Source organism: Streptomyces sp. NRRL S-495, from assembly GCF_000966955.1.
GTDB classification, from domain to species: Bacteria; Actinomycetota; Actinomycetes; order Streptomycetales; family Streptomycetaceae; genus Kitasatospora; species Kitasatospora purpeofusca.
This window is the reverse complement of sequence record NZ_JZWY01000051.1, coordinates 1-12,874: the sequence shown is the minus strand read 5'-3', so window position 1 is coordinate 12,874 and position 12,874 is coordinate 1. Positions and strand designations below refer to the sequence as shown.

Annotated in this window: 11 protein-coding genes and 2 tRNA genes; 5 read left to right on the top strand and 8 right to left on the bottom strand. The window is 72.5% G+C overall.

Annotated elements, in window-relative coordinates; translation table 11 throughout:
* The first annotated feature begins 128 nt into the window (after positions 1-128).
* Positions 129-2,186, top strand: a complete 2,058-nt coding sequence (locus VR45_RS04100) for an elongation factor G-like protein EF-G2 (RefSeq protein ID WP_045938293.1) — start codon at positions 129-131, stop codon at positions 2,184-2,186.
* 39 nt (positions 2,187-2,225) lie between these two features.
* Here the strand turns inward: VR45_RS04100 and VR45_RS04095 are convergent, their stop codons facing one another.
* Positions 2,226-2,651, bottom strand: a complete 426-nt coding sequence (locus VR45_RS04095; RefSeq protein ID WP_045938292.1) for a DUF393 domain-containing protein — start codon at positions 2,649-2,651, stop codon at positions 2,226-2,228.
* A 186-nt stretch (positions 2,652-2,837) separates the two neighbouring features.
* Here VR45_RS04095 and VR45_RS04090 point away from each other — a divergent pair, with 186 nt between their 5' ends.
* Positions 2,838-4,481, top strand: coding sequence for a hypothetical protein (locus VR45_RS04090; protein WP_052708825.1), 1,644 nt, complete (start codon positions 2,838-2,840; stop codon positions 4,479-4,481).
* An 82-nt stretch (positions 4,482-4,563) separates the two neighbouring features.
* On the opposite strand, the gene VR45_RS04085 is transcribed toward VR45_RS04090, so the two are convergent.
* The 4 genes from VR45_RS04085 to VR45_RS04070 form a co-directional block, all read right to left on the bottom strand.
* Positions 4,564-5,124: an HIT domain-containing protein gene (locus VR45_RS04085; RefSeq protein ID WP_045938291.1), complete on the bottom strand. Its 561-nt coding sequence runs from the start codon at positions 5,122-5,124 to the stop codon at positions 4,564-4,566.
* Positions 5,125-5,196: 72 nt separating this feature from the next.
* On the bottom strand, positions 5,197-7,176 hold the full coding sequence (thrS, locus tag VR45_RS04080; protein WP_045938290.1) for a threonine--tRNA ligase: 1,980 nt from the start codon (positions 7,174-7,176) through the stop codon (positions 5,197-5,199).
* A gap of 99 nt (positions 7,177-7,275) precedes the next feature.
* On the bottom strand, positions 7,276-8,463 hold the full coding sequence (locus tag VR45_RS49925; protein WP_045938289.1) for a hypothetical protein: 1,188 nt from the start codon (positions 8,461-8,463) through the stop codon (positions 7,276-7,278).
* 32 nt (positions 8,464-8,495) lie between these two features.
* Positions 8,496-9,050: a DUF4365 domain-containing protein gene (locus VR45_RS04070; RefSeq protein ID WP_043471851.1), complete on the bottom strand. Its 555-nt coding sequence runs from the start codon at positions 9,048-9,050 to the stop codon at positions 8,496-8,498.
* A gap of 153 nt (positions 9,051-9,203) precedes the next feature.
* Between VR45_RS04070 and VR45_RS04065 the strand changes: the two genes are divergently transcribed.
* Positions 9,204-9,971: an exonuclease domain-containing protein gene (locus tag VR45_RS04065; protein WP_045938288.1), complete on the top strand. Its 768-nt coding sequence runs from the start codon at positions 9,204-9,206 to the stop codon at positions 9,969-9,971.
* An 87-nt stretch (positions 9,972-10,058) separates the two neighbouring features.
* Here the strand turns inward: VR45_RS04065 and VR45_RS04060 are convergent.
* From VR45_RS04060 to VR45_RS04050, 3 genes are all read right to left on the bottom strand, one after another.
* A tRNA-Val gene (locus tag VR45_RS04060) sits at positions 10,059-10,130 on the bottom strand.
* 208 nt (positions 10,131-10,338) lie between these two features.
* Positions 10,339-10,410, bottom strand: a tRNA-Val gene (locus VR45_RS04055).
* A 106-nt stretch (positions 10,411-10,516) separates the two neighbouring features.
* Positions 10,517-10,966 carry a TIGR02611 family protein gene (locus tag VR45_RS04050; protein ID WP_045938294.1) on the bottom strand — a complete coding sequence of 150 codons (450 nt, stop codon included), beginning with the start codon at positions 10,964-10,966 and terminating at the stop codon, positions 10,517-10,519.
* 278 nt (positions 10,967-11,244) lie between these two features.
* Between VR45_RS04050 and VR45_RS04045 the strand changes: the two genes are divergently transcribed.
* Both VR45_RS04045 and VR45_RS04040 read left to right on the top strand, forming a co-directional pair.
* Positions 11,245-11,658: an SsgA family sporulation/cell division regulator gene (locus tag VR45_RS04045; protein ID WP_030056266.1), complete on the top strand. Its 414-nt coding sequence runs from the start codon at positions 11,245-11,247 to the stop codon at positions 11,656-11,658.
* Between the two features lie 489 nt (positions 11,659-12,147).
* The gene (locus VR45_RS04040) at positions 12,148-12,717 is read left to right on the top strand and encodes a CGNR zinc finger domain-containing protein (protein WP_030396012.1); all 570 of its coding nucleotides are present in this window, start codon (positions 12,148-12,150) and stop codon (positions 12,715-12,717) included.
* The last annotated feature ends 157 nt before the right edge of the window (positions 12,718-12,874 follow it).

Below are 12,874 nucleotides of genomic sequence, written 5' to 3'. Positions count from 1 at the left end.
CTCCGCAGTGGCTCCCTCCTCCGCCTTGCGATGCACGCACCCCACCGCCGCGGCCTTCTCCGAGCTGATCCACAAGACTCGCCCTAGACTTTCACCGACAGCCCCCGGCGCGACGGGAGGAGACCCCGATGCCCGACCGCAGCACCGCCCGGGCCGGCCAGGCCCCCGCCATCACCGGACCGCGCGACCTGCGCAACGTCGCCCTCATCGGCTGCGCCGGCGTCGGCAAGACCACCCTCGCCGAATCCCTCGCCCTCGCCGCCGGCGCCGTCGGCCGCCCCGGCAAGGTCACCGACGGCACCACCGTCTCCGACCACGAACCCGTCGAGCACCAGCAGCAGCGCTCAGTCCAGCTCTCCGTGCTCCCCCTCGAATGGCGCGGCGTCAAGATCAACCTGATCGACCCGCCCGGCCACCCCGACTTCGCCGCCGACCTGAGCGCCGCCCTGCACACCGCCGACGCCGCCGTCTTCGTGGTCTCCGCCACCGACCCGGTGACCGCCCCCACCCGCGCCCTGTGGCGCCAGTGCGCCGCCGAGAACATCCCCCGCGCCATCGCCGTCGCCAAACTCGACATCGCCCGCGGCAGCCTCGACGAGATCCTCACCGCCTGCCACGACGCCTTCGACCTGGGCCCCGACACCCTCCGGCCGCTCTTCCTCCCGGTCCACCACGACGGCCACCCCGACGGCAGCGTCGACCTCCTCACCGGCCACACCTACGGCCGCACCGACCCCCTCCCCGACACCGGGCCCGCCCGCGAGAGCCTCGTCGAAGCCATCTCCGGCCAGGACGACACCCTCATGGAGCACTACCTGGCCGGCGAAACCCTCGACACCGACGCCCTCGAAGCCGGCCTGCGCCGCGAAGTCCTCACCTGCGCCCTCCACCCCGCCGTCCCCACCAGCGAGCACGGCCTCGGCGCCACCGAACTCCTCGACCTCATCACCAGCACCTTCCCCGACCCCACCGCACGCACCCGCCCCGGCCCCGCCTGCGACCCCGACGCCCCCCTCGCCGCCCAGGTCGTCCGCGTCACCGGGGACGCCTACGTCGGCCGCATCAGCCTGCTGCGCGTCTGGGCCGGCACCCTGCGCCCGGACACCCGGATCCGCCTCACCGGCCCCCACCACCCCGCCGACCAGGACGGCGACGAGCGCGTCACCGCACTCACCAGTCCCTTCGGCAAACTCCAGCGCCCCGTCCCGCACGCCGTCGCCGGCGACCTCGTCTGCGTCGCCAAACTCACCACCGCCCGCTCCGGCGACACCGTCCAGGAACCCGGCCACCCCGTCGAACTCGACACCTGGCCGCTCCCCGACCCGCTGCTGCCGATCGCCGTCGAGGCCCACAGCAAGGCCGACGACGACAAGCTCTCCCAGGCCCTCGCCCGGCTCGCCGCCGAGGACCCGGCCGTGCGCCTCGAACAGAACCCCGACACCCACCAGCTCGTCCTCTGGTGCACCGGCGAGGCCCACGCCGAGACCCTCCTCGACCGCCTCCGCAACCGCTACGGCGTCCACGTCGACACCGTCGCCCACAAGGTCGCCCTGCGCGAGACCTTCGGCACCGCCGCGGCCGGCCACGGACGCCTCGTCAAACAGTCCGGCGGCCACGGCCAGTACGCCATCTGCGAGCTGGAGGTCGAACCCCTCCCCGCCGGCTCCGGCTTCGAGTTCCAGGAACACGTCGTCGGCGGCGCCGTCCCCAAGCACTTCATCCCCTCCGTCGAGAAGGGCGTCCGCGCCCAGCTCGCCAAGGGCGTCGCCACCGGCCACCCGCTCGTCGACATCCGGGTCACCCTCACCGACGGCAAGGCGCACTCCGTCGACTCCTCCGACTCCGCCTTCCAGAACGCCGCCGCCCTCGCCCTGCGCGACGCCGCCGAACACGCCGTCATCCGGCTCCTCGAACCCGTCGCCGCCGTCCGTGTCCTGCTGCCCGACGACTACCTCGGCGCCGTCCTCGGCGATCTCTCCGCCCGCCGCGGCCGCGTCCTCGGCACCGAGACCGCCGGCCCCGGCCTCACCCTGCTGCGCGCCGAGGTCCCCGAACTCGAACTCGCCCGCTACCCCGTCGACCTGCGCTCGCTCACCCACGGCACCGCCGAGTTCGCCCGCTCCCACCTGCGCCACGAACCCATGCCCGCCGCCCTCGCCGCCCGCTTCGCCGACCAGGACGACTGAACCGCCGGCAGCCGGTGCCCTGCCGTCAGCCCCCGGCCGTCAGCGCTGCGGCAGCGCGCAGGCCGCCGTCCCACCCGGCATCCGGTGCCGGTAACGCGCCACCCAGCGGTACACCAGCCCCGCCACCGGCCGCACCGGCGCCAGCGCCAGCACCCCGCCCAGGTACGCCCACGCCCCGCCCGAACGCATCAGCAGCCGCGCCACCGCCTGCGCCCCGCCGTACACCCGGCCGGCCGGGGTCACCCAGAGCACCTCGCGCTCCGCGCGCTCCCAGGACACCTCGCCACGCCCCCCAGCCAGGGTGTCCAGCCCTGCCAGGTCCGCGAACTGGAACGGCACCGCCTCCCAGCCGCCCGACGCCAGCGTCTGCCGCAGATAGCGCTCCGCCCAGGTCGCACACGTCGTGCAGAACGCGCAGTCCCCGTCGAAGACCAGAACCGGATCCGTCAGCGCATCGCTCTCCATACCGCCCATCGTGCCCCATCCCACCCGGCCGCAGGCTCCCGGGGCGCGTCGAACAGGCGAAACGTGGGCATCATGCCCCACGGGCCCGACGTGGCCCGTTCGTGACGCCAGTTCAGACGATCATCCGCGCACCGGTACCCCGGCGCGGTACCCTGCCGCAGGACAAGGGGAGGAGGGGACGCCACCGTGACCACACTCGACATGACCCCGGGTGCGCAGATACCCCGGACCGATGCCGGCCCGCAGACCGCCGGCACCCAGGCGCTCTCCTCGGCCGCGTACCGCGACGCCGAACTCACGGGCGACGCCGCCAAGCTCGACGGGGCCACCGCCAAGAAGGGCCGCTTCGCCCTCTTCGCGCCCAACTTCGGCGAGGCCTTCAGCAAGGCGCTCATCTCCCGCGCGCTCAACGGCGACCGCAAGCCCCTGGTGCCCGCCTTCGGCGTCGACACCCGCCAGGTCGTCGAGCACTGCCTCGCCGCCGAGGAGATCCGCCGCGGCCGCGACCGGCAGCTGTCCACCGTCTCCGTCGTCACCGGCCTGCTCTTCCTGCCCGGCACCCTGATCTGGCTCGGCGCCTTCCAGCTCCGCGCCTGGCTCAAGCGCGACAACCCCAAGAACGCCGGCGTGTACGGGGGCGTCGTCCTCTTCCTCGCCGCCGCCGTCGCCGTCCTGCTCGCGATCAAGCCCCCGGCCGGCGGCATCCTCGGCCTCTACCTGCGCATCGTCATGCTGGCCCCGGTCGTCGGCTGGTACCTCGCCAAGCGCATCGTCGTCCGCACCGCCCTCGACCTGCGCGGCCGCTGGCTGCAACTCGTCGAGGGCAACGCCGTCGCCGCGACCGTCCCGATGGCCGTCCCCCGCGACGACCTCGACAAGAAGGCCGCCGACCTGCGCGCCAAGCTCGGCCGACTGGAGTCCGAGCAGGAGACCAACGTCCAGCACTACGCCGGACCCAAGGGCATCCTCGGCGCCGGCCGCCGCTGGGGCGAGTGGAAGCTCATCGACACCCTGCGCCCCGCCGAGGGCCAGATCGACTTCCGCCAGTTCCACCCCTGGGACCTCGTCCGCAAGATCTCCGGCCACCTCAAGGCCCTCGGCATCAGCGAGGTCGCCAACAGCGGCATCCCCGACGTCCGGATCAAGCAGTGGGTCGTCTTCGAGGTCGGCGAGAACGCCGACGAGATCAGCCGCCCCGGCAGCGCCGACATGGACGGCGACCACATGCGCGACTTCGCCGTCCAGGCCATAGCCGACAAGCAGACCTTCGGCGGCGGCCCCCGGCACTACCTCGCCACCCAGTTCATCACCCACGACGGCAAGCTCGTACTGACCTTCACCGTCACCGTCGCCCTGCTCGCCAACACCCTCAACGTCACCGTCGCGGCCTTCGCGCTCGGCCCGATCAACGGCTACTTCTTCGACAAGCCCAAAGACAAGGAGAAGTCGGTCGCCAAGACCGTGCGGTTCTGGGAGGAGCGCACGGTCAAGCTCCCGCTGATCGACAACGACGAGGTCGTCCGGCAGGCCGTCCGCGCCCCCTTCTACCGGATGCCGAGCCTGCTGTCCTGGCTCGGCGGCGGCCTCGGCCTGCCCGAGCCCTTCGGCCTGCGGCACATCTGGGCCGGCCAGCCCTGGGACACCCGCACCATGGCCGACAACGCGCTCAACGTCTCGCACCCGGTGATCGGCGCCGTCCACACCGCGACGATGGAGTTCCTCGCCGAGCACGACCTCGACACCGAACGCGCCTTCAAGGGCCGCGCCGCCGGCCTCAAGGCCGAGGCCCAGGGCAGCCGGCCGTTCAAGGTCGACCGCTACGACGCCTGACCGGGCCGCCCCGCGACACAAAGAGAGCCCCCGCCGACCGTTTCCGGGTCGACGGGGGCTCTCCTCGTATCGGGCGCAAGCCCTAGTCCACCGGCCAGGCCTCGGCCAGCATCTTCCGGGTGTCCGCCAGCAGTTGCGGCAGCACCTTGGTGTGACCGACCACCGGCATGAAGTTGGTGTCCCCGCCCCAACGCGGCACCACGTGCTGGTGCAGATGCGCGGCGATACCGGCCCCCGCCGCGGCGCCCTGGTTCATCCCGATGTTGAAGCCGTGCGCGCCCGAGGCCGCGCGCAGCGCCGTCATCGCCTTCTTGGTGAACACCGCCAGCTCGGCCGTCTCCACCTCGTCCAGCTCGGTGTAGTCCGCCGCGTGCCGGTACGGGACCACCATCAGGTGCCCGCCGTTGTACGGGTACAGGTTGAGCACCGCGTACACCGCGTTCCCGCGCGCGACGACCAGCCCGTCCTCGTCGGTCAGCGACGGGATCGAGCAGAACGGACAGCCGTCGTCCGGAGCCGGGCCGGTGGGCTTGTTCTCGCCCTGGATGTAGGCCATCCGATGGGGGGTCCACAGGCGGCGGAAGCCGTCCGGCTCCCCGACGCCCCGCTGCAGTTCCGGCTCAGTCGTCATGCTGATCAGCATATTCGCCCGCCCCCGCTTGCAAAGCGCGCGGGGCGGACTCCCGAAGGAGCCCGCCCCGCGCACACAGTCGGGTCAGACCTGGATCCGGCGCTCCACCGCGTCCACGATCTCCTGCACGGCCTCGGCCAGCGGGACGCCGTTCTTCTGCTCCCCGTTGCGGTAGCGGAAGGAGACCGCACCCGCCTCGACGTCGTCGTTGCCGGCGATCAGCATGAACGGGACCTTGGTCTTCTGGGCGTTCCTGATCTTCTTCTGCATCCGGTCGTCCGAGGTGTCCACCTCGACCCGGATCCCGCGCTTCTTCAGCTCGGCCGCGACCTCCAGCAGGTACGGCACGTGCTCGTCGGTGATCGGGATACCGGTGACGGTGACCGGGGCCAGCCACGGCGGCATGGCGCCGGCGTAGTGCTCAAGCAGCACCGCGAAGAACCGCTCGATCGAGCCGAACAGCGCCCGGTGGATCATGACCGGCCGCTGGCGCGAGCCGTCCGCCGAGGTGTACTCGAGGTCGAAACGCTCGGGCAGGTTGAAGTCCAGCTGGATGGTCGACATCTGCCAGGTACGGCCGATGGCGTCCTTGGCCTGCACCGAGATCTTCGGGCCGTAGAAGGCCGCGCCGCCCGGGTCCGGGACCAGCGGCAGGCCCTGCTTCTCGGCCACCGCGGCGAGGACGGCGGTGGCCTCCTCCCAGGCGTCGTCGCTGCCGACGAACTTCTCCGGGTCCTTGGTGGACAGCTCCAGGTAGAAGTCGGTCAGGCCGTAGTCGCGCAGCAGGTTGAGCACGAAGGTGAGGGTCGAGTCGAGCTCGTCCGCCATCTGCTCGCGGGTGCAGTAGATGTGCGCGTCGTCCTGGGTGAAGCCGCGGGCGCGGGTCAGGCCGTGCACCACGCCGGACTTCTCGTACCGGTACACGGTGCCGAACTCGAACAGGCGCAGCGGCAGTTCACGGTACGAGCGGCCGCGCGCGTCGAAGATCAGGTTGTGCATCGGGCAGTTCATCGGCTTGAGGTAGTAGTCCACGCCCTCGTCGAGCTGCATGGGCGGGTACATACCGTCCGCGTACCAGTCCAGGTGGCCGCTCTTCTCGAACAGCTTCCCCTTGGTGGCGTGCGGGGTGTAGACGAACTCGTAGCCCTCCTCCTCGTGCCGGCGGCGCGAGTAGTCCTCCATGGCGCGGCGGATGATGCCGCCCTTGGGGTGGAAGACGGCGAGGCCGGAGCCGATCTCCTCGGGGATGGAGAAGAGGTCGAGCTCGTTGCCGAGCTTGCGGTGGTCGCGCTTGGCGGCCTCCTCCAGGAACTCCAGGTGCGCCTTGAGCTCGTCCTTGCTCGGCCAGGCGGTCCCGTAGAGGCGCTGGAGCATCGGATTCTTCTCGCTGCCGCGCCAGTAGGCGGCGGCCGAGCGCATGATCTTGAACGCCGGGATCATCCGGGTGCTGGGCAGGTGCGGGCCGCGGCAGAGGTCGCCCCAGCACAGCTCGCCGCTCTTGGCGTCCAGGTTGTCGTAGATGGTGAGCTCGCCGGCGCCGACCTCGACGTCGGCGCCCTCGCCGGCGGTGGCGGCGGAGCCCTTGAGGCCGATCAGCTCCAGCTTGTACGGCTCGCCGGACAGCTCCTCGCGGGCCGCCTCGTCGGTGACGACGCGGCGCGAGAAGCGCTGGCCCTTCTTGATGATCTCCTGCATCTTCTTCTCGATGGCCTTGAGGTCATCGGGGTGGAACGGCTTCTCGACGTCGAAGTCGTAGTAGAAGCCGTCCTTGACCGGCGGGCCGATGCCGAGCTTGGCCTCCGGGAAGAGCTGCTGCACGGCCTGGGCCATCACGTGCGCGGTGGAGTGGCGCAGGATGTCGAGGCCGTCGGGGCTGCCGATCACGACCGGCTCGACCTCGTCGCCGTCCTGGACGGCGTAGGCGAGGTCCTTGAGCTGGCCGGCGACCTTGGCCGCGATGATCGAGCGGTCGTCCGCGAAGAGCTCGGCGGCCGTGGTGCCCGTGGTCACCACGCGCTCTTCCCGATCGGGTTCGCGGTTGATGATTACCCGGACGTCCGTCACCGGTCTCTCCTGACGTGCTGGATTCAGAGGACGCAGCACAGCGCTGCGTCTGACGATGGTACCGAGACCGGTGGCCCCACCGTCACCTCCGTACCCCTCCTATGCCTCCCTCCCCTCCCCCAGGGTCTTGAGCAGCCGCTCGCGCTCGGCGTCCTCCAGTCCGCAGGGCTCCGGGCCGGAGGGCCGGGTGAGGCGGCGGAAGCCGCCGCGCCGTTCCAGCCGGCCGCCGATCCGCACGGGGGTGCCGGCCAGGTGGGCCTCGGCGGCGAGCCGATAGGCGGCGTCGGGCAGCCGCACCTTGACCTCGTCGACCTCGGCGCCGCCGAGCACCCGCAGCCGGACGCTTCCGGGCCCGGCGGGGTCGGCCCGCTTGAGCCGGACCACGAGGCCGACCAGGGTGACGGCGACGGCGGGTTCGAGACGTTCGAGCAGTTCGGCGGCCTCGGCCAGGGCGGGCAGGTCGCCGGGCGAGAACTCGACGGCCGTCCGGCGGTCGCCGAAGCCGCCCGGGGTGCCGGCGGCGGCCGACCAGGCGACGGTGAAGCGGCTCGCGGTCGCGCCGCGCACGAGGTCCTGGACCGCGTCGACCAGCTCGCGGCTGACCCCGGACTGGACGGCGTTCTCGAAGGCCTCGGCGCCGCCGCTGACCCGGCGGTAGTCGACGGCGTCGCGCAGCGCCTCCAGGGCGCGGACCAGGGTGGTGATCGCCGCCCGGCCCTCGGGGGCGGGGCTGTGGGCGGTGAGCCCGGGGCCGTCGGCGACCACCAGGACCCGCTCCAGGAAGTCGCCGGCCCAGGTGTCCAGGCGGGCACCGAAGTAGGCGGCGCGGGTGCGGCCGGCCTTGGCGCCGGCGGCGAGCATGGCGCGGGCGGCCCGCCGGAGCCGTTCGGTCTCCTCCCAGGGCGCGGTGCCGGGGGTGGCGGCGCCGGGCGGTCCGGCCGGGTCGCGGTGCCAGTGCAGCTCGTCGCCGGGGACGGCGAGGGCGAGCAGGATGGCCCGGGCGGAGGGGCTGGCGGAGCGGGAGAGCGCGGTGACGGCGTCGGTGAGCAGGTCGACCGCGTCGTCGAAGCCGTCTCCGGCGGGGACGAGCAGGCTGACGCCGGGGTCGGTGCCCTCGGGGGGCGTCCAGCGCCCGTAGCGGGCGGAGGGTCCGCCGCGCCGGACCCAGCCGTGCCGGGCGAGCAGAGTGGCGAGCACCGCGGGGTCGACGGCGGCCGGATCGGGCAGCGGCCCGGTCTGCGGCGGTTCGCCGGGCGCGGGGCGCAACGGCCCGTGGGGCAGTGTCATGGAGCGGCTCCTCCCGGCCGGGGGCCGGGCCGTCACGGGCTGCCGCCCGCTCCGACCCTGGCCATGATGTCGCACAGGGCGCGGTCGTCGAAGACCTTCGCGGTGGGGACGCGGACGTTGGTCCGGCGCTGCCCGGTGACGGGGTGGCCGGCCAGGTTGACCCAGTAGCAGCAGTGCCGCAGCTCCAGCGCGTCGGGCCGGGCGGCGAGCCAGCGGTCCACGCGGCGGGGCAGCAGCATGACGACGAGGATCCGGGGCACCGCGACCCGGGGCCGGGCGAGCTTGCGCAGGTGGTCGTTGTCCAGGGTGAAGGAGAAGAAGGCGCCGCGCGGGTCGGGCGCGATCTGCTGGGTGGCCTTCAGCTGGATCTTGACGGTGACCTCGTCGTCGACCTCGTGGCTGCGCGAGCCGTGGCTGACCTGCCAGTCGATGCCGTTGTCCGGGAACGGCTGCGAGAGCGAGCAGCCGGCCGCGGCGACGACCGCGTGCAGATAGCCGACCTGCAGGGTCTCCATGCAGGCCGTCACCGCCAGATCGCCCCGCAGGACGGCCGCCGCCTCGTCGGGCTGCGGCTGCGTCAGCGCCATGACCGTCCGTCCCTCCCCCGTCCCCCCGGCCGGTCCGGATTCGAACGCGGCACCCGTGGGCAGGGTGCCCGGCCGGTGTGCCGCCAAACGGTTGAGGGGGTGTCAGGGGCGGGTATCACCGGGGCGGGAACACGCTGTTTTCGAGGGGCAGTCATGCAGCAGCACTGGTTCACCGGCCCGCTCGCCTCCTTCGACACCGAGACCACCGGCGTGGACGTCGAGTCCGATCGCATCGTCTCGGCCGCCCTGGTCGTCCAGTCCGCCCCGGGCGCGGCCCCGGTGGCGACCAGTTGGCTCGCCGATCCCGGCGTGCCGATACCCGACGGGGCCCGCGCGGTGCACGGGATAGACGACGCGAAGGTGCGGGCGTTCGGGCGCCCGGCGGCGGTGGTGGTGGCCGAGGTGGCCGCCGCGCTGGCCGAACAGGCCCGGGCCGGGCGGCCGGTGGTGGTGATGAACGCGCCGTACGACCTGACACTGCTGGACCGCGAGCTGCGCCGGCACCGGGGGACGTCGCTGGCCGAGGCGACCGGTCCGGCGGCGCTGCTGGTGCTGGACCCGCGGGTGCTGGACAAGCATGTGGACCGCTACCGCCGGGGCCGGCGGACGCTGACGGACCTCTGCGCGCACTACGGGGTCGAGCTGACCGGGGCGCACGAGGCGGCGGCGGACGCGACGGCGGCGCTGGAGCTGGTGCGGGCGGTCGGCGCCCGGTACCCGGGGGCGCTGGGCGGGCTGACGGTGGGCGAGCTGCATCTGCGGCAGGCGGTCTGGCACGCGGCGCAGGCCCGGGGGCTGCAGGCCTGGTTCGACCGGTCGGGGGCGGACGAGCGGGTGGACCTGTCCTGGCCGATGCGCCCGGCCCGGTGCGGTTGCGGGCGGCGGCTGTCGCCGGAGCACGACTGCCAGGTGGCCGCGTAGGGGCCTGCCCGGTCCGCGGCGGCCCGACGCGCACGAAACGCCGCAGGCCCTGACCGGTATCCCGGTCAGGGCCTGCGTGCTGTCCGGTGGGCGATACTGGGATCGAACCAGTGACCCCTTCGGTGTGAACGAAGTGCTCTCCCGCTGAGCTAATCGCCCGGGCAACGAGAAGAACTGTAGCACCATTCGGGGGGTGCCGTACAACTCGTTCGGGGAGTGCCGCCCGACGCACCCACAGAACTCCCGCACCGTGCGGAAGATGACTGTGCCTCAGGACATTCCCCGACACCGTTCACCGGATTGCGGGAAATACATGTAAGGCCCAGCCGATAATCGGCTGGGCCTCACATATCACAATGCATTCCGGTGGGCGATACTGGGATCGAACCAGTGACCCCTTCGGTGTGAACGAAGTGCTCTCCCGCTGAGCTAATCGCCCGGGTGCAGGGAAAACATTACCGCATCCCCGAGGGTGGTCCGAACCGCTCTCCCCGGCGACGCCCTCACCCGGACGGCCCCGCCCGGCGGGCGGGCGGGCGGACGGCTCAGTCCTCGTGGATCTTCCAGGGCATGACCAGCCCGTACTTCCACAGGTACCAGCCGCCGAGCGCGGCGATCAGCACCAGGCCGATCGCGGTGAGCGTCAGATTGCGCCGCCGGACCTTCGGGTCCAGGGCCTTCTGGGCCGCCTCGGCCACCTTGCGGCGGGTCCAGCGCAGCGCCAGCTGGGCCCAGACGAACTCGGTCGCCCAGATACCCATGCCGAGGAAGATCACCACCCAGCCCGGTCCCGGCAGCGGCAGCATGACCACGCCGAGCGCCACGACGGCGAGGCCGACCAGGAAGACGGCGACCTGCCAGCTCAGGTGCAGCGGGCGGGAGCGGCGGATGAAGCGCGGGGCCCGCGAGCCGAGCGGCCTGCCGCCGTCCGCACCGGCCTCCGCCGCCCCCTCCGAGCCGGAGCCCCCGCCCTCGTCGTCCGCCCCCGTCGGCACCCCCGTGTCGTCCGGCACGATCGCATCCCCCGTTCCGGTGTTCCCGCCCGCGTCACCGCGTGCCTTGTCGCTTCGCACAGTCATGCCAGGAAACTAACCGAGAAGGGCTCCGGTAATCGCCCGGAGGCCGGTCTGTGGCGATTCCGCAATGCGCCGTAAGGGGTACGACTCGCGCCCGAATCGGGACAGAGGGGTTTACATCGGTCTTGGAGGTGGGATGGTCCGTTCGCCGACGTGCGATTCCCCGAGCGCACACTGAGCGAAAGGCCATGGCGCTTATGAACACCACGGTCAGCTGCGAGCTGCACCTGCGCCTCATCGTGTCCAGCGAGTCCTCACTGCCCGTCCCCGCGGGCCTGCGCTACGACACCGCCGACCCCTATGCCGTGCACGCCACGTTCCACACCGGCGCCGACGAGACCGTGGAGTGGGTGTTCGCCCGAGATCTCCTTGCGGAGGGGCTGCACCGACCCACCGGTACCGGCGACGTCAGGGTCTGGCCGTCGCGCAGTCACGGGCAAGGGGTGGTCTGCATCGCCCTGAGCTCTCCGGAAGGAGAAGCCCTGCTGGAAGCCCCGGCCCGAGCGCTTGAGTCGTTCCTCAAGCGGACGGACGCCGCCGTGCCACCCGGCACCGAACACCGTCACTTCGACCTCGACCGGGAGCTGTCCCACATCCTCGCCGAAAGCTGACCGACCGGAGGCGGTCACGCCCCGCTGTCGGCGGGGTCGTCACCCCTGCCGTCACCGCAGCCGTCCTACTCGGGGGCACGGCAGCACACTCAGCCGCGCACGACGCGGTCTCGGGGCCGGTGATGAAACGGTTCACCCCGACCGGGGTGGGCCCGCCAGCACCGCACGCGCCCGGCACCGGAGCCGGCCATCCGCACGGGTGGCCGGCCTCGCTGTCGGGCGCGACCGTTTTCCCGCCGCTCGTTCCCCCGGTTCCTTTCCCCGCCCGCACGGACGGCCGTGCCCCGGGACGCGGCGCCGACTGCCCGGGAGTCCGCCCCGGCGGGCACCACTCGACCCGGCCCCCGGAGGAAACTCCGTACAGACCTACGGAATCCGTACGCGTCTTCGAAGCAAGCCACCGCCGGACCCCTCGCCGCCCCGGTAAGGTCTGGGAATGACCCGTAGTCGCGGGGTGCCCACGGCCCCCTCCGCACGAGGAGCCTCCACGTGCTGATCACCCATGACACCGAGTGCGCCCTGAGCATCCTCGTCGAGCTGCTCAACACCGCACCCGAGGTGTGCGGCACCGAACTGCTGCCCGACACCGCGGCGCTCGACGCCTTCGTGGTCCGGCAGGAGATCAGCGAGGTCGACTCCCTCACCGAGGACGACCTGCGCCAGGTGCACGAGCTGCGCTCCCGGCTGCGCGAGGTCTTCGGCACCGAGTCCACCGAAGAGGCCGCCGAGCAGGTGAACGCCCTGGTCGCGGCCGCCGGGACGACACCCCGGCTGACCAACCACGACCACCACGGGTGGCACATCCACTACTTCGCGCCGCACGCCGCGCTCGGCGACCACCTGGCCGCCGAACTGGGCATGGCGCTGGCCTTCATCCTCACCGCCGGCGAGCGCGAGCGGCTGCGCCGCTGCGAGGCGCCGGACTGCGCGAGGGTCTTCGTGGACCTCTCGCGCAACCGCTCGCGCCGCTACTGCGACAGCCGCACCTGCGGGAACCGGCTGCACGTCGCCGCGTACCGGGCCCGCCAGCGCTCCGCGGAAGCGGTGCCCTCGGCCTGAGCGGTCGGGGCCCCGGGTACCGGGAGCGGCGCGGTCAGAGGCCGCGCCGGCGCAGGATCTCCTCAATGTCGGCGAACTCGTCCAGACCGTCGTCGCCCTTGCCAGGCTTACCGCCCTTGCCCGGCTTCCCGGCCTTGCCCGCCCTGCCCTGCTCGGC

Excerpts from the sequence above, each read along its gene's own strand:
- VR45_RS04100 (WP_045938293.1), top strand. The coding sequence starts at position 129 with ATGCCCGACCGCAGCACCGCCCGGGCCGGCCAGGCCCCCGCCATCACC.
- VR45_RS04095 (WP_045938292.1), bottom strand. The coding sequence starts at position 2,651 with ATGGAGAGCGATGCGCTGACGGATCCGGTTCTGGTCTTCGACGGGGAC.
- VR45_RS04085 (WP_045938291.1), bottom strand. The coding sequence starts at position 5,124 with ATGCTGATCAGCATGACGACTGAGCCGGAACTGCAGCGGGGCGTCGGG.
- VR45_RS49925 (WP_045938289.1), bottom strand. The coding sequence starts at position 8,463 with ATGACACTGCCCCACGGGCCGTTGCGCCCCGCGCCCGGCGAACCGCCG.
- VR45_RS04070 (WP_043471851.1), bottom strand. The coding sequence starts at position 9,050 with ATGGCGCTGACGCAGCCGCAGCCCGACGAGGCGGCGGCCGTCCTGCGG.
- VR45_RS04065 (WP_045938288.1), top strand. The coding sequence starts at position 9,204 with ATGCAGCAGCACTGGTTCACCGGCCCGCTCGCCTCCTTCGACACCGAG.
- VR45_RS04045 (WP_030056266.1), top strand. The coding sequence starts at position 11,245 with ATGAACACCACGGTCAGCTGCGAGCTGCACCTGCGCCTCATCGTGTCC.